Below are 22,342 nucleotides of genomic sequence, written 5' to 3' on the forward strand. Positions count from 1 at the left end.
TTCCCCCTCCAGCCTTCATGCTCTAACCCTATGGCATGCCTGACGACCCACATGCCCAGCCGACTGCCGATGTCGTAGAAGCCGAGCTCGCTTCGGAGGGCATCAAGCCGGCACAGGCCCGGGTCTCGCCCTTCGTCCCGCTGCAGCAGCCGATCTTCCGCGCCGTCTGGTTCGCCAGCCTCGCCTCGAATTTCGGCGGCCTGATCCAGGCGGTCGGCGCCTCCTGGATGATGGCCTCGATCTCGCCTTCGGCCGAGATGGTGGCGCTGGTCCAGGCCTCGACCACGCTGCCGGTGATGCTGTTCTCGCTGGCAGCCGGCGCGATCGCCGATAATTACGATCGCCGCCGCATTCTGCTGACCGCGCAGGTCTTCATGCTGCTGGTCTCGGTGATGCTTGCCGTCTTCGCCTGGCTCGGCCTGATCACGCCCTGGCTGCTCCTGACCTTCACCTTCCTGATCGGCTGCGGCACGGCGCTCAACAACCCGGCCTGGCAGTCCTCGGTGGGCGACATGGTGCCGCGCCGGGACGTGCCCGCCGCGGTGACGCTGAACAGCGTCGCCTTCAACATCGCCCGCAGCGTCGGCCCCGCGATCGGCGGCGCCATCGTCGCGGCGGCGGGCGCCGTCGCCGCCTTCGCGATCAACGCCTTCAGCTACATTCCGCTGCTCGTCGTGCTGGCGCGCTGGGAGCCGCCGAAGATCGAGCGCCTGCTGCCGCGCGAGACCCTGTTCATCGCGATGAGCGCGGGCGTGCGCTATGTCGCGATGTCGCCGAACATCCGCACCGTCACCTTGCGCGCGTTCGTCTACGGCTTCGGCGCCATCGTCGGGCTGGCGCTGCTGCCGCTGATCGCGCGCGATCTCGTGCGCGGCGGCCCGCTCACCTATGGCGTGCTGCTCGGCGCCTTCGGCGCGGGCGCGGTCGCCGGCGCCTTCATGAGCGCGCGCCTGCGGCGGGCGATGAGCACCGAGGCGCTGGTCCGCTCCACCTTCATCGCCTACGCCACCGGAGTGACCATCATCGCGTTCAGCAAGACGATCTGGCTGGCGATGGCGGGGCTTTGCATTTGCGGGGCGTGCTGGGTTCTGGCCCTCTCGACCTTCAACGCCACGGTGCAGCTGTCCGCGCCACGCTGGGTCGTCGGCCGGGCGTTGGCGCTCTACCAGATGGCGACCTTCGGCGGCATGGCGATCGGCAGTTGGGCCTGGGGTCGCTCGGCGCAGCATTTCGGCGTGGAGAAGGCCCTGCTGCTCTCGGCGGTGACGCTGCTCGTCGGCGCCGCGCTCGGGCTGCGTTATCGGCTGCCGCCGCTGGAAGCCCTCAACCTCGATCCGCTCAGCCGCTGGCGCGAACCGAAGGTCGCGGTCGACATCGAGCCTCGCTCCGGGCCGGTGATCGTGACGATCGAGTACATCATCAAGCCCGAGGACGTGGTCGCCTTCCTTAACGTCATGGCCGAGCGTCGGCGGATCCGGCGCCGCGACGGCGCCCGGCACTGGACGCTGCTGCGTGACCTGACCGATCCGACGCTCTGGGTCGAGCGCTATGACAGCCCGACCTGGGTCGAATATGTCCGGCAGAATCAGCGCGTCACCCAGGCCGATGCCGAGATCGGCGAGCGGGTGCGCGCGCTGCATAGCGGCCCGAACCCACCGGTGGTCCACCGCATGATCGAGCGGCAGACGACGTCGCTGCCGCAATTGCCGGCGACGCGGGCGCCCACGCTAGCGGATTCGCTCAACGATCCGGCGCGGCCCGTCTGAGGCAGTTCGTCATGGTCGGGCTTGTCCCGACTCCACGTCTTCACCGATGAAGCGCAGTGTTCAGGACGTGGATGCTCGCCACAAGGGCGAGCATGATGGGAGCTGGGATGACGGCGCGGATCTCTGCCTTGCCCGGCCAGGCTCAGCCGACGATCCAGAGGCCGGCGAGGCCGACCATGCCGACGATGATCCGCCACCAGGCGAAGGGCGCGAAGCCGCGCTTCGAGACGAAATCGAGGAAGCTGCGCACCACGATCAGCGCCGCGAAGAAGGCGGCGACGAAGCCGATGACGATCAGGACGCCGTCGTCGAAGGTCAGGGTCTTGTAGTTCTTGAGCAGGTCGTAGGCGAAGGCTCCCGCCATGGTCGGCATGGCTAGGAAGAAGGAGAATTCGGCCGCCGCCCGCTTGCTGGCGCCGAGCAGCATGGCGCCGACGATGGTCGAGCCGGAACGCGAGACGCCCGGGATCATCGCCAGGCACTGGATCAGGCCGATCTTGAAATACATCGGCAGCGGGAAGGTGGTGGCATCGGCGTGCTTCTCCTGCAGCTCGAGTTCGTCGACGACGAGCAGGATCAGGCCGCCGGCGATCAGCGTGCAGCAGACGATGAAGGGGTTGAACAGCACGGTCTTGATGAACCCGTGCAGGATCGCGCCGATCACCGCGGCCGGAAGGAAGGCGATCAGCACGCCGAGGACGAAGCGCCGGGCCGAGGGGTCGGTCGGCAGCCGCAGCGCGATGTCGAGCAGGCGACGGAAATAGACGAGCAGGATCGCCAGGATCGCGCCGAGCTGGATCAGCACCTCGAAGGTCTTGCCGTTCGATTCGAAGCCGAGAAAGTGCCCGAGCAATAGCAGGTGCCCGGTGGAGGAGACCGGCAGGAACTCGGTCAGGCCCTCGACAATGCCGAGGACGAAGGCTTCGATGAAGTTCTGCATGGAGGAAAGCCCTCGTGCGGCGCAGGTGACGCCCGGAGGCGCGTGCATGGACGTTCAACCGGCTTACGCCGAGCTCTTTGCAAATTGGTTACCACTTCGCGAAGCAGCAGGGCCAAATTGCGCGCTTCCGCATCGCGGCGGGTTGTGGCGGTTTTCGGGCCTGATATAGCAGCGCCGATCGCCTATCGGGCCTTTCCGAGCCCGACGGCCCTGCTTCCGTCGCATTTTGCCTGCTTCACAGTCTTCATGAGTTCCATGGCGACCCTGTATCATTACTCGCTGTGCCCGCATTCGCGCTTCATCCGCCTGGCCCTCGCCGAGTTCGGCATGGAGGCCGAGCTGGTCGAAGAACGCGTCTGGGAGCGACGGCGGGAATTTCTCGAGCTGAATACGGCGGGAACAACCCCCGTCTTCCAGGAGCAGAACGGGCTGGCCGTACCCGGCGCAGGCCCGATCGCGGAATATCTCGACGAGACCCGCGGGCTGGCGCTGGCGGATCGGCGCCTGTTGCCGGAAGGGCCCGGCGAGCGCGTCGAGGTGCGCCGCCTGCTGGACTGGTTCAACATCAAGTTCCACGAGGAGATCACCGGCCCGCTCGTGCTGGAAAAGGTGATGAAGCGGTTCATGAGCCGCGACGAAGGCGGCGGGCCGCCGGAAATGAGCGCGATCCGGGCGGCGCGCGCGAATGTGCGCTATCATCTGCGCTATATCTCCTGGCTGCTGGCCAAGAGGAACTGGCTCGCGGGGGCGCGTCTGAGCTATGCCGATCTGGCGGCGGCGGCGCATCTGTCCTGCGTCGACTATCTCGGCGACGTGCCCTGGGAAGAGGATGAGGCGGCTCGCGCATGGTATGCGAGGATCAAGTCGAGACCGAGCTTCCGGCCGCTGCTGAGCGACCGCATGCCCGGCATGGCTCCGAGCGCGCATTACGACAATCTGGACTTCTGAGCGGCGACAAGCTGAAGCGCGCCGTCGCCGAACGCGCGCGCGACGAGGGCTTCGCGGTGATCCGCGTCGCCGGAGCCGACGCGATTCCCGAGGCGCCCGGGCGGCTCCTGGCCTGGCTCGACAGCGGCTATCAGGGCGAGATGGGCTGGATGGCGGAGCGCCGTGACCAGCGCGCCGACCCGCGCCGGCTGTGGAGCGAGGTCCGCTCGGTCGTCATGCTCGGCATGAACTATGCCGGCGAAGGCGATCCGCTGGCCGTGCTGGCGCAGCCGGACAAGGCGGCGATCTCGCTCTATGCGCGCCGGCGCGACTATCACGACGTCATCAAGGGCAAGCTCAAAAGCGTCGCCGGCCTGCTCGCGGCGCGCGCGGGTGCCGACGTCAAGGTCTTCGTCGACACGGCCCCGGTGATGGAGAAGCCGCTGGCCCAGGCGGCCGGGCTCGGCTGGCAGGGCAAGCACACAGTGCTGGTCTCGCGCGAGCATGGCTCCTGGCTGCTGCTCGGCGCGATCTACACCACTGCGGAGCTCCCCGCCGACGCGCCCGAGCGCGACCATTGCGGCTCCTGCCGGCGCTGCCTCGACATCTGCCCGACCGATGCCTTCCCGGCGCCCTACCAGCTCGATGCGCGCCGCTGCATCGCCTATCTCACCATCGAGCATCCCGGCCATATCGACGCCGCCTTGCGCCCCGGCATCGGCAACCGCGTCTTCGGCTGCGACGACTGCCTGGCCGTCTGCCCCTGGAACAAGTTCGCGCAGACCGCGCAGGAAACCCGGCTCGCGCTCAAGGACGAGCTCGACGGGCTCGATCTCGCCGCGCTCGCCCGCCTCGACGATGCCGGCTTCCGCAAGCTCTTCGCCGGCACCCCAGTGAAGCGCACCGGCCGCGACCGCTTCCTGCGCAACGTGCTGATCGCGATCGGCAACAGCGGCAGAGCCGCGCTTGCCGAAAGCGCCCTGCCCCATCTCGCCGATCCCTCGCCGCTCGTCCGCGCCATGGCGGCCTGGGCTCTCGGCCGGCTCGATCCGGAGCGCGCCGGCGAGCTCGCCGCGGCCAAGCTCGACAGCGAAAGCGACCCGCAGGTGCGCGCCGAATGGCACGCACTCACGCCCCAGACGGAAGACGCCGCATGAACATCCTGATCCTCGGCCTGGGCTATTCCGCCGGGTTCTTCGCGCGCGCCGCCCTGGCGCGAGGCTGGGAGGTGACGGGCACCGTGCGCTCGGCCGAGAAGGCCGCCGAGCTCAGCCGCGAGGGCATCCGGACCCTGGTCTTCGGCGGCTTCGCGGTCTCGTCGGCCCTCGCGAAGGCGGTGGCGGAGGCCGATGCCGTGCTGGTCTCGGTACAGCCGTCGGAGGATGGCGACCCGGCTCTCGGCCCCTTGCGCGCGGCGCTGACGACGGCGCCGAAGCTGCGCTGGATCGGCTATCTCTCGACGATCGGCGTCTATGGCGACCAGGGCGGCGCCTGGATCGACGAAGCGACGCCGCCGGCCCCGACGAACGCCCGGACGCGCCAGCGCGTCGCCATCGAGGAGGCCTGGCTCGCGCTCGGCCGCGACAGCGGCAAGCCGGTCCAGATCTTCCGCCTGTCCGGCATCTACGGCCCCGGCCGCAACGCCATCGGGAAGCTGCGCGAAGGCAAGGCGACCCGCCTGATCAAGCCCGGGCAGGTGTTCAACCGCATCCATGTCGACGACATCGCCGGCGTGCTGATGGCCTCGCTGGCGAAGCCGCGCAACGGCGCGGTCTACAACGTGACCGACGACGAGCCTGGACCGCCGCAGGACGTCATCACCTTCGCCGCGGAACTGACCGGTCTCAAGCCGCCGCCCGAGATCCCGTTCGAACAGGCCGAGCTCTCGCCGATGGCTGCAAGCTTCTACGGCGAGAGCAAGCGGGTCTCGAACATGCTGGTGAAGCAGGAGCTCGGCTACGCCTTCCGCTATCCGACCTATCGCGAAGCGCTGCGGGCCCTGGCTGCGACTGGCGAGTGAAGCGCGTCAGGCGGCGCGGCGCGGCGTCTCGCCGCCGTAATAGTCGGCATAGCGCTTGTCGATCGCCGAGACCGGCAGGACGACGAGCACGTCGGTGGTGCCGAACTGGCGGTCGATGACAGCCCCTGTGCCGAAGCGCGCGCCGAGCCGCAGATAGCCCTTGATCAGCGGCGGCATCTGCTTGAGCGCGAGCTTGGCGTCGACCATCTCGAGCGGCAGGCGATCCATGCCGACATAGTGCTCGGCATGGGCCCGGGCGCTCCATTCGCCCTGCGAATGGGCGTGGTGGTGCAGGAAGCTCAGCGGCAGCGCAAGCGCATCGGGGTCGGTGCCGTCGAAGGAGGCGCAGCCGAACATCGCGTCGATGCGGTGATGTTGGAGATAGGCCCAGATGCCCGACCAGAGCAGCTCAACCGTACGCTTCGTCCGATACGGCTTCAGCACGCAGGAGCGGCCGAGCTCGAGGAAACGCTGGCCGGGGTGACGAGCGAGGAGCGGCGCGAGATCGAATTCGCCCTGCGTATAGAAGCCGCCGAGCCTCTCGGCCGCGCTCTGACGCATCAGGCGATACGTGCCGACGACCTTGGGCTTGACGCCGCCGAAGCGGCCACGCGCGGCATGGTCGATGACGAGCAGGTGGTCGCAGGCTGCGTCGAAGCGGTCGGCATCGCGCCGGAACACGCGCGCCACGACATCAGGCTTCGCCGACATCTCCTGATAGAAGACACGATAGCGCAGGCGCTGCGCCCGCCAGACCTCGCGCGGGCCGCGCGCCAGGCGGACTTCAAGCGAGCCGAGCCGGCCAAGCGTGCCGGACAACGGCGGCGCTTCGTCGGTTTCGGTGCCGAATCGGCGCATCGCTCCACCCGTGATCAGCATCAGCGGGGCCAACCGGGAGAACCGGTTGCCGGCTGACAACCGTGCGGGCAGCGCGTTCTTGGTGCCAAAAACGTGCAATGCCATCGCTTGTCTCGTCCCCCCAAGCCGCTCTGGGCCTGAGGTAGGCTTGCTCCGGTGATCTTACAACTTCGCGACAAAACTGCGTCGAAGCCGTGACGCCCGTCAAGCCATCCGGCTCCCGGCGGAGGACGACGACAGCCGTTCGAGCCAGCGCAGCAGGGCTGCGCGCTCCAGCGGCTTCGGGAGGCAGTCATCCATGCCGGCGGCCAGAGCGGCCTCACGATCCGCCGGCGCGACATTGGCGCTGACCGCGACCAGCGGCAGCGCCGTGCCGCGGCCGAGCCGGCATTCCAGCGCGCGGATGGCACGGGCGCAGTCGAGCCCGGTCATCACCGGCATGCGCACATCGAGCAGCGCCAGGGCGAGCGGCGCGGCAACGCCGGCGAAGCTTGCCTCGATCCGCTGCAGCGCCTCGCGCCCGTCCCGGGCCCAGACCGCAGTGCAGCCAAGGCGCTCGAGCGTGCGAATCACGAGCAGGGCGTTGATCTCGTTGTCCTCGGCGACGAGCACGGCCAGGTTCTTTCCGGGTGCGCGCCGCGCTGCCGGCGGTGCGACGCCCTTGTCGGCCGGCGCGGACACCGCCGGCGAGAACCCGGCGCCAAGGCGTTCATAGAGCGAGCGGGTGCGGACCGGCTTGATCAGGAAGCCGGAGAAGCCGGCCGCCTGCGGCGACCCGAATTGCCGCCGCTCCAGCGGCGACAGCAGGACCAGATTATTGCGAACACCGGCCGTCGCGGCGGCCGCCACGAGGTCCTTCGCCGGCGCATCGCCGAGGGCGTGATCGACCAGCGTCGCCGTGACCGAGCTGTCGCCGGCCAGTTTGGCACGGGCGGCCTCCACCGTCGCCGCGACCGAGACGGCCGCGCCGCTCGCCCGGATCGTCTCGGCGAGGAAGCGCGCGGCGAAAGGGGCGGGCGAGGCCAGCACGACATGCTCGCGATGCCAGTAGGGAATGCGGCTCGCCGGCGCGTCGGCCGCGCGCAGCGGCAGCAGGACGCGGAAGGTCGCGCCTTCGCCGAGGCGGCTTTCGGCCCGGACCTCGCCTCCCATCAAGCCAACGATACGCCGGACGATCGCCAGCCCCAGGCCGGCCCCGCTTTGCCGCATGCCCGCTCCGTGGTCGAGCTGCTCGAACTCGCCGAAGATCACGTCGAGCCGGTCGGCCGGGATGCCCGGCCCGGTATCGGCGACCGCAATCTCGAGATTCGGGCCCGCCGACCGGAGGCTCACGCCGACGCCGCCGGTCTCGGTGAATTTCACGGCATTGCCGACGAGGTTGAGCAGAACCTGCCGCAACCGGTCACGATCACCGATCAGGCGCGCCGGCAGATCGGGCGCGATATGGGCGGCAAGCTCGATGCCCTTGGCCTGAGCGCGCGGGGCCACCAGCTCGGCGACCGTCTCGACCAGCTGGACGAGATCGAAGGGCTCTTCGACCAGTTCCAGCTTGCCGGCCTCGACCTTGGCGAAATCGAGGATGTCGTCGACCAGGGCCAGCAACGCCTCTCCGGAAGTCCTGAGCGCCTCGATATAGGTAGTTTGCTCGGCATCGGGCCCGGTATCGGCGAGCAGATCGGCCATGCCGAGAATGCCGTTGAGGGGCGTCCTGAACTCATGGCTGACCGTCGCGAGGAAGCGCGACTTGGCCTCGTTCGCCGCCTCGGCCCGCGACCGGGCCTCGACCAGAGCGTCCTCACCCGCGATGCGGGCGGTGATGTCGCGGCCGACACGCTGGATCAGCATGCGTCCCTCGGTGCCGGGCACTGCCGTCTCGACCCAGGAGATCCAGCGCTCGCCCTCGTAGGTCGCGACGCATTCGTCGAAGCTGCGCGCGCCCCCCTCCAGAAGCTGCACCGGCCGGCTGGCGAGCTGGGGAAGCTGAATCTTGCTGCCGACGAGATCGACCTCGCTGGCGCCGAACAGCACCGCATAGGCCCGGTTGGCGTAGACGATGCGCGCGCCCTCGCGCCGGACGATCAAGTCACCCTGCGCCTCGATCAGGCTGCGATAGCGCTCCTCGCTGTCGGCGAGGCTCCAGAGCCGGTCGTTCAGGGTCTCCGCGTCCTGCGACAGGTTCGACACCTGTCGCCGCAGCTTCGCACGCTGGCGCAGCAGCCGCAGAATCGCGAAAGCCGCGGACAGGACGAGCAGCGCGCCTGCGACGATCGGCCATGACCAGAATGAAGGAGCCATGTTCCCGGTCTAGCGACCGTCTCTTGAGAAAGCCGCCTGGCGAAAGCCCAAATTTGACCGGTCGCCGTAGAGCGCCGGTTAACCAGTCAGGCCGCCTGTACGAACGGCTCGCCGCGCGAGCGGTAGGACAAGGCCTCGGCCAGATGCAGCCGGCCGACCCTGTCCTCCCCGTCGAGATCGGCGAGGGTGCGGGCGACCTTCAGGATCCGGTGATAGGCTCGCGCCGTCAGGCGCATCGCCTCGGCGGCATCGCGCAGCAATGCGAGCCCGGCATTGTCGGGACGCGCGATCTCCTCGAGCACAGGCACCGGGCAGGCGGCATTGGTGGCGACATGCCCGAGCCCTCGCTCGGCGAGGCCGAGCGCCTCGAAGCGGGCGCTCTGGCGCCGCCGTGCCTCGGCCACCCGCACGGCCACCACGGCCGAGCTCTCCCCCGCCGCGGGCAGGATCAGATCGGCCGCCGTCACGGCCGGCAGATCGATCGCGATGTCGACCCGATCGAGCAGCGGGCCGGACAGCCTGGCCTGGTACTGCGCCATGCAGCGCTCGTTCGGCTGGCGCCGGCAGGCGAAGCCGGGCTCAGTCGCCTTGCCGCAGCGGCAGGGATTCATCGCCGCGACGAGCTGAAAGCGTGCGGGATAGGAGACGCGATGATTGGCGCGGGAGATCAGGACGTCGCCGGTCTCCATCGGCTGGCGGAGCGCGTCCAGCACCTGCGGCTGGAACTCAGGCAGCTCGTCGAGGAAGAGCACACCGTGATGCGCAAGCGAGACCTCGCCCGGCCTCGCCTGGAGGCCGCCGCCGACGAGCGCGGCCATGGAGGCCGAATGATGCGGCGCGCGGAAGGGGCGGCGATCGGTCAGCGCGCCGTCGGCGAGATGCCCGGCGACCGAGAGCACCATCGAGACCTCGAGCAGCTCGCGCGGCGAAAGCGGCGGCAGGATCGACGGCAGACGGCTCGCCAGCATCGACTTGCCGGCGCCGGGCGGGCCGTTCATCAGGAGGTTGTGGCCGCCGGCAGCCGCGATCTCGAGCGCCCTGCGGCCGCTCTCCTGCCCCTTCACATCGGCGAGATCCGGCAGCGTGCCGGCCTGGCGGGCAACCGCCGGCTCCGGCCGTGCCATCACCTGCGTGCCCTTGAAGTGATTGGCGAGCTGGATCAGCGAGCGCGGCGCCAGGATATCGATGTCGGCGGCCGCCCAGGCCGCCTCGGGCCCGGAGGCTGCCGGGCAGATCAGCCCCTGCCCGCGCGCATAGGCGGCGATCGCCGCCGGCAGGACGCCGGCCACCGCCGCGATGGTGCCGTCGAGCCCGAGCTCCCCGAGCACGACATAGCCGGCAAGCGCATCGGGCGGGATCGCACCGATCGCAGCCATGACCGCGAGCGCGATCGGCAGATCGTAATGGCTGCCTTCCTTGGGCAGATCGGCCGGCGCCAGATTGATCGTGATGCGCTTGGCCGGCAAGGCCAGGCCAGAAGCGAGCAGCGCGGCGCGAACCCGCTCGCGGCTTTCCGCCACAGCCTTGTCGGGCAACCCGACCAGGATGAAGGCGACGCCACCGGCCGCGACCTGCACCTGAACATCGACGGCGCGTGCCTCGACGCCTTCGAACGCCACCGTCGCGACTCGCGTCACCATGTCGGCCCCGCCCCTTCCCCACGGGAAAGCTAGCGGAGCTTCAGCGGCGACGCAAGAACATACAGAGAACCGAAAGGCGGCTCACGCTGGGCGAGGTCAGGCCTCGACGCCGAGGCCGATCTGGCAGGCGACGCCCGTGCCGCCCAGCCCGCAATAGCCCGCGGGGTTCTTGGCGAGATATTGCTGGTGGTAGTCCTCGGCGAAGTAGAGCGTCGGAGCGTCGCGAATCTCGGTCGTGATCGGGCCGTAGCCGCCGGCGGCGAGCGCCTTCTGATAGGCGTCGCGCGATTGCTCGGCCGCCGCCTTCTGCTCGACGTCGTAGGCATAGATCGCGGAGCGATACTGCGTGCCGATGTCACCGCCCTGGCGCATGCCCTGCGTCGGATCGTGGTTCTCCCAGAAGACCCGCAGCAGATCCTCATAGGCGATCTTGGCCGGGTCGTAGACGACGAGGACGACCTCGGTATGGCCGGTCAGGCCGCAGCAGACCTCCTCATAAGTCGGGTTCGGCGTCGTGCCGCCGGCATAGCCGACGGCGGTCACCCAGATTCCCTCGCCGCTCTGCCAGAACTTGCGCTCGGCGCCCCAGAAGCAGCCGAGGCCGAACAACGCCTTGCGCATGCCCTGCGGATAGGGGCCGACCAGCGCGCGCCCGTTGACGAAATGGGTTTCGGCTGTGGGGATCGCCGCGTCGCGGCCGGGCAGGGTCTCCGCCGGGGTCGGCATTTCGGTCTTCTTGCGCAGGGAGAACATCATTCGCTCCGTTCCGTTCGAGCCTGCCGCCTATGTAGGCCTCCCGCGGGCCTTCGCACAGGGCCCGCGGCGCAACGGGCTTTCACCGACGCGTGACAATGCCGATCCGGGGCTCGGGCCGCCTTCCCAGCCAGAGCAGAGCGAAACCGAGAAGGAGCGCGGCGAAGGCCGCGGGCGCCTGCAGCAGCGTCAGCAGCACCGGGTCCCAGAGCAAGGGATGGATGTTGCGCTCGATGGCCGGCTGCAGGAGCCCGTAGCGTTCCTGCAGCGCTGAAGCCAGCACCTCGCCCAGCGCGGTGAAGCGCAGGCCGGAATTGGCGATCGAGCGGGCGCCGTCGAGCACCACCATGACGAAGCCGGTGGCAACCAGCAGATATCCGACCAGACGTAGAAGAAACCGCACGACCTGCTCCCCAGCCCTCTGTCTGGTTTCGGAACACGAGCCGCCGCGCCCCCGGACGCCCGCATTCCCAGAAGGGCCTATTCGGGGCCGGATCGCAACCGGTCGCCGCGTTTTTGCGGGATTGTGCAAAACGCAGCATCTCGGCCCTTGAAAGATGGCGAGCCGGCGGTCATAAGCAGCGCGCCGGACAGGTGGCCGAGTGGTTGAAGGCGCACGCCTGGAAAGTGTGTATACGGGAAACCGTATCGCGGGTTCGAATCCCGCCCTGTCCGCCATGCAAGTTGCTGATCTCTCTGGCGCTATGGCTAGAGAATCGCCCTCTCGCCCCAACGCTCGGCCTGGCACGCAGCCTTCCCCACTGCTCTCGGCTCTTGTGGGTGATCAAGCTCGCCGCAGCCTGGGGGTCTGCCCGCCAGCTTCCGAAATGTGCCAGAAGCGGACTTTGACAGCCTGTCCGCAAGCGGGTCTCCAGAGTGCTGTCATAGCACAGGTCGCAGTGAGTTCTCGGGCGCTCGGTGGTTGGCATGCTCGCCCAAGCGCTTGGGCATGGCCCGACCAATTGTCGGCCGGGCCATCGATCTCCATTCGTCAGAACATGTGGAACGGCGGCTTGGCGTCGTCGGGCAGGAGCGCCTTGTAGGGCGTCTGGACCAAACGTTCCTGGAAATCGGCCTTGGCCTGTTCCAGCAACCCCGGTTCGACGAGCACGTCCACGGCGACGCCCGCCATGACCTTCGCGACGTGAACCATGCCCTTATGTGCCAGCGGAGACTGCCCGTGAGCGGTCAATTGCCAGGAATGCCCGGGCGTGCCGATCGTATAGGTCGCGCCGCGTGCCTGGACGGTCGGAACAGCCCAGGAGACATCGCCGACATCGGTCGACCCCATCATCCGCGGCCCAGGCACCTCCTTGGGGGCAATCGCATTGCATAGGGGGAAATCCGTCGCCGGCAATCCCGAGCGGCGGAAGGCGCTCTCGATATGCGCCGGCGTCACCGTCTTCTGCATGCGCCTGGCGAAGGCAACGTCGTCCGCGTCGAAAGGCGGTGGGCCGAGCCGATCGAAATTGCGCTGCATGGCATTTTCCAAGGGCGTGTTGGCCAGCAAGTTGCTCATCGCGCTGACGACTTCGCTAGTAACGGTGGTCTCCGTCATCAGCGCCGCGCCTTCGGCGATTTTCCGGACCCGGGCGAGGAGTTCATGGACCTGGGAGACCATCGTCGCGCGCACGACGTAACGCAGTCTGGCCTTGGCCTGCACGACGTTCGGCGCGATACCGCCGGCATCCAGATAGGCATAGTGGATGCGGGCATCGGACGGCATGTGCTCGCGCATGTAGTTGACGCCGACATTCATCAGCTCGGCGGCATCGAGGGCCGAACGGCCGAGATGCGGCGCGGCAGCGGCATGGCTGGCGCGGCCGGTAAACTCGAAGTCGATCGTCGTGTTCGCCAGGGACATGGCAGCCGTCACCGCCGCGAAATCCGCCGGATGCCAGGAAATCGCGATGTCGACGTCCTTGAAGGCGCCCTCCTTGACCATGAACGCCTTGCCCGCCCCGCCTTCCTCGGCCGGGCAGCCATAGTAGCGGACGCGGCCCTTGAGCCCACGCTCCGCGAGGAAATCCTTGACCGCCGCGGCCGCCAGCATGGCGCCGGCCCCGAGCAGGTTGTGGCCGCAGCCATGGCCGGCCGGCTGGTTTGGAAGCGGTTGGTGCTCGGACACTCCCGGCGCCTGCGAGAGCTCTGGCAGCGCGTCGTACTCGCCGAGGATGGCGATCACCGGGCCGTCTTCTCCCGCCTCGCCCATGACGGCGGTCGGCAATCCGGCGATGCCCGTCTCCACGCGAAACCCCTCGCGCCGAAGCTGTTCGGCATGGGCCGCGGCCGACTTGACCTCCCGGTAGTTGAGCTCGGGCATCTCAAAGACGCGGTCGCTCAGTTCGATATAGTCCGCCTGCTTTGAATCGACGATCGTCCAAATCTTATCGGTATTCTGCACAGCCTTCTCCCGAGATGCATCCGCGCCAATATGCGCCGCTGAAGACTGCCATCTTCCGCAATGGCCCGGCATCGGCAGCCTCAGCCGCGAGAGGCTACTACAAGGGCGACGGCAGAACGGCTGAATTTTGCTCCGAAGAATCGGCGATTATTGCAGGTCGATCGCGTTTGCTCGCGCCCTCCGAAACTCGGGAAGCGTCCCATGATCCGCTCCCGCTCTCAGCGCTTCCCTCCAGCGCCAGCTGCGGACATTGGAACATTGACCGAAAGCCCTCCAACCGCATCCGCCGGAGCGCCGCAGCTGGACCCAAGACCGATGGCTATGACGTCAAGCGCTCGGTCCAGAGCTTTCCCTTTGCGGCCTTGCATGCGATCGGAATCGTCGATGGCAAGTGCATGGTGGGGCTGATCCGCAGCGTGATGGAATGGCGATCTCCGTCTGAAATCGGATAGCGATCGCGCAGCTCACCCCTGGGCCGACCGTGTAGGACCACGCTCGATGGGAGGCGAATGATGTTCCTGAGTGTTTTCGACGTCTTCAAGATCGGGATCGGCCCGTCATCCTCGCACACGATGGGGCCGATGACGGCCGCGGGGCGCTTCCTCGACCTGTTGCGCCGCCACCCGTTCCGCGATGCTGCGGCGGCGGTCAGCGCCAGGCTCCACGGCTCGCTCGCCTTCACCGGGAAGGGCCATGCCACGGATCGGGCCGTGACGCTCGGCCTGCTCGGCTGGGCGCCGGCCGAGCTCGATCCGGACGAAGCCGAACGCCAGCTCGCCGCGCTCGGCACGACGCATCAGCTGCGTCCCGACGGCCTGCCGCTGCTAGCCTTCGATCCGGCCGTCGACATCGTCTTCGACTACGGCCCGCCTCTGCCCGGCCACGCCAACGGCCTCGTCTTTTGCGCCCGTGATGCCGCCGGCGCCGAGCTCCTGTCCGAGACCTATTATTCGATCGGCGGCGGCTTCGTGGTGACGGCGCAGGAGCGCGAGGCGCCGCCAGCCGCCACTGCCGCGGCCTCCTGGCCCTATCCGTTCGCGAACGCGGCGGCGATGCTGCGCATGGCCCGCGAGAGCGGGCTCTCGATCGCGCAGATGAAGCGTGCCAACGAGAACCACCTCCAGGCACCCGACGAAGTCGAGCGCGGCCTTAGCCGGCTCTGGTCGGTGATGAACGGCTGCATCGAGCGCGGCCTGAGCCAGGAGGGCGAACTGCCCGGGGGCTTGCGCGTGCGTCGCCGGGCTGCGCGCATTCACCGCCAGCTCGCGGCCGAGCGCCAGAGCAACCGCGCCCAGCCGCACGCCGCCTCGGACTGGCTCGGCGTCTATGCCATGGCGGTGAACGAGGAGAACGCCGCCGGCGGCCGGGTAGTCACCTCGCCGACCAACGGCGCCGCCGGCGTCGTGCCTGCTGTGCTGCGCTATTATCTCGACCATTGCATCGGGGCCGAACCCGACAGGATCGCCGATTTTCTGCTGACCGCTGCGGCGATCGGCGGGCTGATCAAGCACAACGCTTCGATCTCCGGCGCCGAGGCCGGCTGCCAGGGCGAGGTCGGCTCGGCCGCCGCGATGGCCGCAGCCGGGCTCTGCGCCGTGCTCGGCGGAACGCCCGAGCAAGTCGAGAACGCCGCCGAGATCGCGCTGGAACACCATCTCGGCATGACCTGCGATCCGGTCGCGGGGCTGGTCCAGGTGCCCTGCATCGAGCGCAACGGCATCGGCGCGATCAAGGCGGTCGCAGCCGCCTCCCTCGCCTTGCGCGGCGACGGCTCGCATTTCATGCCACTCGACAACTGCATCGAGGCGATGCGCCAGACCGGCGAGGCCATGAACGCCAGGTTCAAGGAAACCAGCCTCGGCGGATTGGCGGTCAACCTGCCAGAATGCTGAGCCCAACTTTCGCAAGCCGCACCTGTCCGGCTCCGATGAGGCCGATACGCTGCCGATGAGGATCTAGCCGAATGGTCGTGGATGACGTCCGTTCGGATACGGTGACACGCCTGGACGCAAGCATGCGAGCCGCCATCGCGACCGCCGAGTTCGGCGACGCGGTCCATGACGACGACGCGGCCACGAAGCGGCCGGAAGCGATGACCACCGAGCGACTGGGCAGGGAGGCTTCCCGACGGGCCCGCAGGCCTATGATGCGCTCCGTGTTCCAGGCTGGACGCTGACGTGTCTGCTGAGCTTCTGCGAGCATGGCGCATCCTCCATCGGGAGGCTGCATCCGAAACAATTCGACATCGCGCCGGACGTAGTGCGCCCAGGCTGCCCGGACATAGCCCGTGACCAGGACCGAGCCGAGCACGGCGTCGGCATCGAGCTGCAGAGGGGCGACCTCGCCCCTCGCGATGGTGGCGCCGAGGCTGTTCAGTTCAACCCGAACAGGGTCGGCAGGCTGACGACTTCGATGCCAGCGGCAGCGAGGCTCTCCCGCACCTTGCGCATGACCTGCACGGCGGTGGGCTCGTCCCCGTGAATGCAGAAGGTGTGGACCTCGGCCGGAATGCGCTTGCCGGAGCTGGTAATCAGCGCCTTCTCCTGCAGGATGCCCAGGACCTGCTGCGCCGCCTGTTCAGGATCGCTGATCACGGCGTCGTTGCGCTCGCGCGAGGCCATCTTGCCATTGTCGTCGTAGATGCGGTCGACATAGGCCTCGTTGGCGTAGCGCAGGCCGAGCTGCTCGGCAGCCCTGGTCATCTGCGAGCCGGCATTGGCGACATAGATCAGCTCGCGATCCGCCGCCTTGATGCCGCGGCCGATCGCGAGCGCGTAGTCGATATCGTCATGCGCCATGTTGTTGAGCGCGCCATGCGGCTTCACATGGGTGACACGAGCGCCGTTCGAGCCCGCGAGGGCCCTCAATGCGCCGATCTGATAGGTGACGAGGTATTCCAGATCGGTCGGCCGCATCCGGATCTGCCGGCGTCCGAAGCCCCAGATATCGTTGAAGCCGGGATGGGCACCGATCGAAACACCGTTCTCGAGCGCGAGCTTGACGGTCCGCACCATGATGGTCGGGTCGCCCGCATGCATGCCGCAGGCGACATTGGCGGAGCCGATGAGCGGCATCAGCTCGGTATCGTTGCCGATGCTGTACTTGCCGTATCCTTCGCCGATATCGGCGTTGATGTTGACTTTCACACTGCGTCTCCGGAGGAAAGTGCACGGCTGCCGCCGCGCAGGGAAAACAGGGCACCCAGCGCCGCAACGGCGAGGATGGCGAGCGCGATCGGGTGGCCGAGCAATGCCGCGGGGTCGCGGTCTGTGACGATCAGCGTCTGGCGCAGCGAAAGCTCGAATTGCGGGCCAATCACGAAGCCGATCAGGAAGGTCACGCGCGAATAGTCGAAGCGGTGCATCAGATAGCCCAGCGCCGCGAAGCCGATCATCACCCAGACCGCGAAGAGCGAGTGGACCTCGAGATAGGCGCCGACCACGCACAGCATCGTCACGACCGGGATGATCACGGCCGCAGGCACACGGGTGAGCTGGGCGAAGGCGACGAGGCCGACCCGCCCGACCACCAGCATCAGCAGCGCCGCCACGATCATCGTGCCGTAGATGCCGTAGATCAGCCGGCCATGCTCCTCGAACAGACGTGGACCCGGGATGACGCCATGCACGGTCAGCGCCGCGATCAGGATCGCCGCCGAGACGCTGCCCGGCAGGCCGAGTGCGAAGAGCGGGATGAAGCTTGCCGGCACGACCGCGTTGTCGGCGGTTTCCGCCGCGGCGACGCCCTTGAGCTCACCCTCGCCATAGCGCTCGCCGGGCCGGGCGAAGCGCTTGGCAATGCCGTATGAGGCGAAGGAGGCGACGCTCGGCCCGAGGCCGGGAATGATGCCGATGGCCGTGCCGATCACGCTGGAGCGCATGATGGTCGGCAGCACGTGCCGGAACTCGCCCCAGCCGAAGCGATCCCCGCTTGCGTCGGTGCGTACCGGCGGGGTGGCCGCCCCACCGCGCTGCGAAAAGAGCTCTTCGGTCTGGATCACCATCTCCGACAGGGCGAGCATGCCGACGGTGATGGCGAGCAGGGGCACACCGTCGAGCAGTTCCACCTGCTCGAAGGTCATCCGCGGCGTGCCGCTCTCGATATCGAGGCCGATGGTCGCGACGAGCATGCCGAAGATGCCGGCGGCGAGCCCGCGCAGCAGCGATTTGCCGGCAAGCGCGGCGATGAAGGTCAGCGCCAGCAGCATCAGCGCGGTCATCTCGACCGGCCCGATCTTCAGCGCGAAGTTGGCCAGTGGCCGCGCCAGCAGGATCAGCGCCAGCGTACCGACGATGTCGCCGATCACCGAACCGTAGAGCGCTGCCTGCAGGGCCTGGCGGGCCTTGCCCTTGCGTGCCAGCGGATAGCCGTCGAGGCAGGTCACCGCCGCGTTGGGCTCGCCCGGCACGTTGATCAGAACGGCCGTCGTCGCTCCACCGGCGCCGCTCGCCTTGGCGATGCCGATCAGGAAGGCGACCGCGCTGAGCGGGGTCATGTAGTAGCTCAGCGGGATCGCGATCGCGAGGGCGGCCGGGCGGTTGAGCCCGGGCAGCACGCCGATGGCGTAGCCGAGCAGCACGCCGAGAAAGACGAACAGGATCGTGACCGGCGTGAGCGCATCGCCGAAGCCGAGAAGCAGATCGGACATGGCGGCCTCAGCGGAAAACGAGCCAGAAGGCGCCGCCCAGCAGCGCCGAGGTCGCCAGCACGGGCAGCGGTCGCCGCTCGCCCAGGGCCAGCATCCCGGCCGCCGGCGTCAGCGCCGCACTGGCAGCGACGCCGGCATAGGCCAGGACGATCGCGCCGAACCCCGCCACCGCCAGCGACCGGGCAAGTGCGCCGAAGCCGGCGGGGTAGGCGCTTTCGGGCCGGCGGGCCGTCAGACGCAGAACGCCGTCGGCCAGCACGAGCAGCAGGATCGCCGCCGCGAGGATGTTGGGCAGGAAGGCCGGGGAGAGGCCGAAGCCCCCCTCGCTCGTCTGGGTCGGAATGATCCAGAACAGGAGGGCGAGGCAGCCGCCGCCGAGCAGCAGCATCTCGGCCAGCAGCGAAGCTCGCGAGCGCGTCATGGTCGATCTCTCCAGCTTGAGAGCCTTGCCTGTGGCGGCTTACTTCGACACCTCGAGCAGCTGCTTGAAGCCCTCGCTCTGGCTGGCGATGGTCTTGGCCAGCTCGTCGCCCGTGGCAACGAAGTCGTTGAGGCTGCGCTTCTCCATCAGCTCGACGATCGAGGGATCGGCGGCTGCGGCAGCGAAGGCGGCGTAGAGAGGCTTTGCGACATCGGCCGGCAGGCCCTTCGGCGCCACGAACAGGATCAGATTGACGCTGGAGAGGCCATAGCCGAGCTCCTTCAGGGTCGGGACGTTCGGCAGGCCCTTGAGCCGCTTCTCGCCGAGCACCGCGAGCGCCGCGACCTCGCCCGACTTCGCCTGGGGATAATAGGCACCCGAGCTGTAGCCGAGCGGCGTGTGGCCGCCCATGACTTGCGTGACCACCTCGGCGCCGCTGCGCGTCGGCACCGGCACGAGCTGCAGGCCGGTCTTCTTGCCGAGTGCGGCGGTGATCATCCGGTCGAGCGAGGTGCTGGAGGCGTAGGTCGTCTTGCCGCCCGACGCCTTCGAGGCCTCGATCGCATCCTTCAGGGTCTTCCAGCCGCTCTTGGGCAGGGCGATGAAGGCTTCCGGGAACTCGCCGGTCGCGGCGACATAGGTGAAGTCGTCGATGCTGAAGCCGAGCTTGGTCACCTGCGGATCCAGCGTGATGGTGGTCGAGGTGGTGGCGACCAGATTGTAGCCGTCGGCCGGCAGCTTGGTGAGCGCGGTCGCGGCGACCGCGCCGCCGGCGCCGGGCCGGTTCTCGACGATCACCGGCTGGCCGAGCTTCTTGGAGACGAGATCGGCGACCGCCCGCGCGACCACGTCGGTCGTGCCGCCGGCACCGAAGCCGACGGTGACGGTAACCGGCTTCTCCGGCCAGGCCGCCTGCGCGGCAGGCTGCCCGAGAAGGAAGACGGCGGCGCCCATAAGGGCCAGTCGCTTGCGCATGACGAACTCCCGATTGGTTGTGCTTGAAAATCCCCTCGCCTTTCCGGCGTCCGGCCATTGCGCAATGCGCCGAACATGATGTCCAATGCAAAATGGAGGCTTGGCCTGATGCAAAACATGCATAAGCCATGAGGGACCTGCGAAAGCTGCATTTCTTCGTGACCGTGGCCGAGGTCATGAACCTTTCGCGCGCGGCCGAGGCCCTGAACATCAGCCAGTCCGCACTGTCCCGGCAGATCCAGGCGCTGGAGGAGGAACTCGGCTTTCCGCTGTTCGAGCGCATCGGCAAGCGCCTGGCGCTGACCGTCGAGGCCGAGGCGATGCTGCCCCGCGCCGCCGAACTGCTCGAGCGGGCGGAGGCGCTGTCGCTGCGCGCCGATGCAGTGGCGCGCGGGCAGATCGGACATCTGCGGATCGGAGCCACCGCCCAGACCATCGCCTCGCTGATCGCCCCGGCGCTGACCCGGTTCCGGACGAGCCATCCTCGGGTCGAGGTCGCGCTCGTGGAGGGGCCGAACCGCTTCCTGATCGAACTGGTCGAGCGCGGCGGGGTCCATCTCGCCATCGCCACGCCGGACGATATCGGCGCGTTCCACAACCAGCCGCTCTTCATGGCCGAGCTGCTCGCCTATCTCCCGCCGGGGGATACGCGCCACGCAGCGCAGGCGCTGCCGATCGAGACTCTGGCCGATGCGCCGGTCCTGCTGCTGCGGCGCGGTTTCATGACGCGGGATCTCGTCGACGAGAGCTGCCGACAGGCCGGCGTACGGCCACGCGTCGTCCTCGAGAGCGACAGTCCGCACGCGCTCGTAGCCATGGTCGAGGCGGGGCACGGCATCGCGATGCTCTCCTCCTCGGCCGCGCGCGGCGTGCGGTCCTCCCCGCCGAAGCGGGTTACGCTCGGCGGGCAGCCCGTGCGCCGCCAGGTCTCGGCGATCTGGAACCCGGCGCGCCATCACCCGGCCGCTTTGCCGGTGCTGGTCGATTGCCTGCAGAAGACAGTGCAAAGCGACGGCGGCCGCCAGGCGGAGTGATCGGCCGCCGCCGGTTTTTCCGGCAGCTGAGGAAACAAGGATCTCGGGTCAAAGACCCTCGGGCATCCGCGGGTAACGTGCATACGCTCAGGGGCCGTGAAAAGCGCGCCGTCGCGCCAGGCGAATCGGCCGTATCCTGATCCGCAATTGGTCTCCGCTGCTCATCGAGCGGGCGCTTTCGGAGCTCGAATTTCCTCGGCGATGCACTCGGCTTGTCTTTGGGCTTCGAGCCGGGTCGCGTCGCGGAAATGTGCCGACGCTCCGGAGCCATGCGTATTCGCGTCGGCCTCGCGCGCTTCAATCAGCCCGTAAGTCAGCCTGCGCCGTCAGACCCGCACTGGCGATGCGTTTGCGGCGACGCGCAATCGACGATGCTGGATATCGGCAAGCCGGCAGGCGTGCAAAAATCAGAGGATGTTCGCCGATTGGCTCGGCCAAGAACGGTTGCGCTTCCAACTTAATTGGTTCAACATTGGCTCGAATTGATCGGCATTGGCCGAGCACCGACGAGGGCCTGCATGTTAATCGACGATGTCACGTTCATCCCGCTGCAGGCGCCCATCCCGTCAGGAAAAGCCTATGGCATGTCGAAGTCTCTGGCGACGGCCCGTGCGACGACATTGGTTCGGCTCAAGCTTGCCAACGGAATCGAAGGCGTCGGCGAGTGCTGGGGCATGCCGCAGGTCAACATCGCGATGCTGCCCTTGCTGAAGAGCTATCTGGTCGGCACGAATGTGCACGACATCGAGCATGCCTTCGCCTCGATGCTGGCCAGGCACTATCATTTCGGGGTGCAGGGGCCGATGACCTGGAGCATTTCCGGCATCGACATGGCGGCAAAGGACGCCGCCGGAAAGTTGCTTGGCCTCCCGGTCCATCGGCTGATCGGCGGCAAGCAGTCAGCGACGGTCCAGATCTACGCTTCCGGTGGCTATCTGACCGAGAACAGCGCGCGCGATTTCGAGCCGCAGATCGAAGCGATGGCGAAGGCCGGCCATCGCGCGGTCAAGATCAAGATCGGCGTTTCGCCCGACAATGACGAGGACCGGGTCTCGATCGCCCGGCGCATTCTCGGGCCGGACGTCGAAATCATGGTCGACATCAACTCCAACTATACGCTGGACCTGGCCCGGGAAAGCATCACGCGGCTCGCGCCCTACAAGATCGGCTGGGTCGAGGAGCCGCTGGCGCCACAGGATCTGGCCGGCTACGAGCTGCTGCAGCGCTGGAGCCCGGTTCCGATCGCGACCGGCGAGGCGCTCTACACGGCATTCGACTTCAAGCGGCTGATCGATCGGCGCGCCGTCGACGTCGTCCAGCCCGACCTGTCGCTCTGCGGGGGCTTCTGGCAGGGCAAGCAGATCGCCCAGCTGGCCTCGATGGAGCATATCCGCCTGTCCCCGCATGTCTGGGGAACGGGCGTCGGCCTCGCCGCCGCGGTCCATTTCGTCGCCTCTCTCCCCGTCTATCCGCACGCCAGCAACATTCCGCGACCGACGCTGGTCGAATACGATCTCGGCGACAACCCGTTGCGGGACGCCATCCTGGTCAACCCGCTCGGGCAGAGCGGCGGGGCCATCGTCGTGCCCGATGAGCCGGGCCTCGGCATCACGATCGACTGGAACGCGGTGGAACGCCATGTCGTCCGCTGAAACGGGGAG

The 22,342-nt window shown here is 68.1% G+C and carries 20 protein-coding genes and 1 tRNA gene; 10 read left to right on the forward strand and 11 right to left on the reverse strand.

What is annotated here, in order from left to right; genetic code table 11:
* Positions 1 to 35 precede the first annotated feature (35 nt).
* Positions 36 to 1,766 carry an MFS transporter gene (locus B5Y19_RS22855; RefSeq protein ID WP_079592160.1) on the forward strand — a complete coding sequence of 577 codons (1,731 nt, stop codon included), beginning with the start codon at positions 36 to 38 and terminating at the stop codon, positions 1,764 to 1,766.
* 142 nt (positions 1,767 to 1,908) lie between these two features.
* On the opposite strand, the gene B5Y19_RS22860 is transcribed toward B5Y19_RS22855, so the two are convergent.
* Positions 1,909 to 2,706 (reverse strand): undecaprenyl-diphosphate phosphatase, encoded by a 798-nt coding sequence (locus B5Y19_RS22860; RefSeq protein WP_055730079.1) that lies wholly within the window; start codon positions 2,704 to 2,706, stop codon positions 1,909 to 1,911.
* Between the two features lie 255 nt (positions 2,707 to 2,961).
* Here B5Y19_RS22860 and B5Y19_RS22865 point away from each other — a divergent pair, with 255 nt between their 5' ends.
* The 3 genes from B5Y19_RS22865 to B5Y19_RS22875 are packed head-to-tail and all read left to right on the forward strand — an operon-like array spanning position 2,962 to position 5,653.
* Positions 2,962 to 3,654 (forward strand): glutathione S-transferase family protein, encoded by a 693-nt coding sequence (locus B5Y19_RS22865; RefSeq protein ID WP_055730080.1) that lies wholly within the window; start codon positions 2,962 to 2,964, stop codon positions 3,652 to 3,654.
* Between the two features lie 11 nt (positions 3,655 to 3,665).
* Positions 3,666 to 4,790 carry a tRNA epoxyqueuosine(34) reductase QueG gene (gene queG / locus B5Y19_RS22870; RefSeq protein WP_280174397.1) on the forward strand — a complete coding sequence of 375 codons (1,125 nt, stop codon included), beginning with the start codon at positions 3,666 to 3,668 and terminating at the stop codon, positions 4,788 to 4,790.
* Positions 4,787 to 5,653: an SDR family oxidoreductase gene (locus tag B5Y19_RS22875; RefSeq protein WP_055730081.1), complete on the forward strand. Its 867-nt coding sequence runs from the start codon at positions 4,787 to 4,789 to the stop codon at positions 5,651 to 5,653. The genes queG and B5Y19_RS22875 overlap by 4 nt, the downstream gene beginning before the upstream one ends.
* 6 nt (positions 5,654 to 5,659) lie before the next feature.
* Here B5Y19_RS22875 and olsB read toward each other — a convergent pair whose 3' ends face one another.
* The 5 genes from olsB to B5Y19_RS22900 all read right to left on the reverse strand — a co-directional run bounded on the left by olsB (position 5,660) and on the right by B5Y19_RS22900 (position 11,602).
* The gene (gene olsB, locus B5Y19_RS22880; RefSeq protein WP_411914167.1) at positions 5,660 to 6,532 is read right to left on the reverse strand and encodes a l-ornithine N(alpha)-acyltransferase; all 873 of its coding nucleotides are present in this window, start codon (positions 6,530 to 6,532) and stop codon (positions 5,660 to 5,662) included.
* 183 nt (positions 6,533 to 6,715) lie between these two features.
* The gene (locus B5Y19_RS22885; RefSeq protein WP_055730083.1) at positions 6,716 to 8,806 is read right to left on the reverse strand and encodes a hybrid sensor histidine kinase/response regulator; all 2,091 of its coding nucleotides are present in this window, start codon (positions 8,804 to 8,806) and stop codon (positions 6,716 to 6,718) included.
* An 86-nt stretch (positions 8,807 to 8,892) separates the two neighbouring features.
* Positions 8,893 to 10,446, reverse strand: a complete 1,554-nt coding sequence (locus tag B5Y19_RS22890; protein WP_055730084.1) for a YifB family Mg chelatase-like AAA ATPase — start codon at positions 10,444 to 10,446, stop codon at positions 8,893 to 8,895.
* A gap of 96 nt (positions 10,447 to 10,542) precedes the next feature.
* Positions 10,543 to 11,199, reverse strand: coding sequence for a peptide-methionine (S)-S-oxide reductase MsrA (gene msrA / locus B5Y19_RS22895; RefSeq protein ID WP_055730140.1), 657 nt, complete (start codon positions 11,197 to 11,199; stop codon positions 10,543 to 10,545).
* Positions 11,200 to 11,281: 82 nt separating this feature from the next.
* A complete protein-coding gene (locus B5Y19_RS22900) occupies positions 11,282 to 11,602 on the reverse strand; it encodes a hypothetical protein (protein ID WP_055730085.1) in 321 nt (106 codons plus the stop codon).
* 185 nt (positions 11,603 to 11,787) lie between these two features.
* Here B5Y19_RS22900 and B5Y19_RS22905 point away from each other — a divergent pair.
* Positions 11,788 to 11,877, forward strand: a tRNA-Ser gene (locus B5Y19_RS22905).
* A 313-nt stretch (positions 11,878 to 12,190) separates the two neighbouring features.
* On the opposite strand, the gene B5Y19_RS22910 is transcribed toward B5Y19_RS22905, so the two are convergent.
* Positions 12,191 to 13,603, reverse strand: a complete 1,413-nt coding sequence (locus tag B5Y19_RS22910; RefSeq protein WP_055730086.1) for a M20 family metallopeptidase — start codon at positions 13,601 to 13,603, stop codon at positions 12,191 to 12,193.
* A 14-nt stretch (positions 13,604 to 13,617) separates the two neighbouring features.
* On the opposite strand from B5Y19_RS22910, the gene B5Y19_RS25900 reads away from it, so the two are divergent.
* The 3 genes from B5Y19_RS25900 to B5Y19_RS22920 all read left to right on the forward strand — a co-directional run bounded on the left by B5Y19_RS25900 (position 13,618) and on the right by B5Y19_RS22920 (position 15,779).
* Positions 13,618 to 14,055 (forward strand): hypothetical protein, encoded by a 438-nt coding sequence (locus tag B5Y19_RS25900; RefSeq protein WP_139384526.1) that lies wholly within the window; start codon positions 13,618 to 13,620, stop codon positions 14,053 to 14,055.
* 60 nt (positions 14,056 to 14,115) lie between these two features.
* Complete coding sequence (locus tag B5Y19_RS22915) at positions 14,116 to 15,495, forward strand: L-serine ammonia-lyase (RefSeq protein ID WP_055730141.1); 1,380 nt, start codon at positions 14,116 to 14,118, stop codon at positions 15,493 to 15,495.
* Between the two features lie 71 nt (positions 15,496 to 15,566).
* The gene (locus tag B5Y19_RS22920; RefSeq protein WP_055730087.1) at positions 15,567 to 15,779 is read left to right on the forward strand and encodes a beta-eliminating lyase-related protein; all 213 of its coding nucleotides are present in this window, start codon (positions 15,567 to 15,569) and stop codon (positions 15,777 to 15,779) included.
* Between the two features lie 196 nt (positions 15,780 to 15,975).
* On the opposite strand, the gene B5Y19_RS22925 is transcribed toward B5Y19_RS22920, so the two are convergent.
* Genes B5Y19_RS22925 through B5Y19_RS22940 form a run of 4 tightly spaced genes read right to left on the reverse strand, consistent with a single transcriptional unit; the run spans position 15,976 to position 19,647 of the window.
* Positions 15,976 to 16,749: a LamB/YcsF family protein gene (locus B5Y19_RS22925; RefSeq protein ID WP_055730088.1), complete on the reverse strand. Its 774-nt coding sequence runs from the start codon at positions 16,747 to 16,749 to the stop codon at positions 15,976 to 15,978.
* The gene (locus B5Y19_RS22930) at positions 16,746 to 18,251 is read right to left on the reverse strand and encodes a tripartite tricarboxylate transporter permease (protein WP_079592162.1); all 1,506 of its coding nucleotides are present in this window, start codon (positions 18,249 to 18,251) and stop codon (positions 16,746 to 16,748) included. The genes B5Y19_RS22925 and B5Y19_RS22930 overlap by 4 nt, the downstream gene beginning before the upstream one ends.
* A gap of 7 nt (positions 18,252 to 18,258) precedes the next feature.
* The gene (locus B5Y19_RS22935; RefSeq protein ID WP_055730090.1) at positions 18,259 to 18,672 is read right to left on the reverse strand and encodes a hypothetical protein; all 414 of its coding nucleotides are present in this window, start codon (positions 18,670 to 18,672) and stop codon (positions 18,259 to 18,261) included.
* A gap of 39 nt (positions 18,673 to 18,711) precedes the next feature.
* A complete protein-coding gene (locus B5Y19_RS22940) occupies positions 18,712 to 19,647 on the reverse strand; it encodes a Bug family tripartite tricarboxylate transporter substrate binding protein (protein WP_176168701.1) in 936 nt (311 codons plus the stop codon).
* Between the two features lie 128 nt (positions 19,648 to 19,775).
* Here B5Y19_RS22940 and B5Y19_RS22945 point away from each other — a divergent pair, with 128 nt between their 5' ends.
* Together B5Y19_RS22945 and B5Y19_RS22950 are read left to right on the forward strand one after the other, a co-directional pair.
* Positions 19,776 to 20,681, forward strand: a complete 906-nt coding sequence (locus tag B5Y19_RS22945) for a LysR family transcriptional regulator (protein WP_055730092.1) — start codon at positions 19,776 to 19,778, stop codon at positions 20,679 to 20,681.
* A gap of 518 nt (positions 20,682 to 21,199) precedes the next feature.
* Positions 21,200 to 22,333, forward strand: coding sequence for a mandelate racemase/muconate lactonizing enzyme family protein (locus B5Y19_RS22950; protein WP_055730093.1), 1,134 nt, complete (start codon positions 21,200 to 21,202; stop codon positions 22,331 to 22,333).
* Positions 22,334 to 22,342 lie beyond the last annotated feature (9 nt).

Origin of the sequence: Allobosea thiooxidans (assembly GCF_900168195.1) — a bacterium.
GTDB classification, from domain to species: domain Bacteria; phylum Pseudomonadota; class Alphaproteobacteria; order Rhizobiales; family Beijerinckiaceae; genus Allobosea; species Allobosea thiooxidans.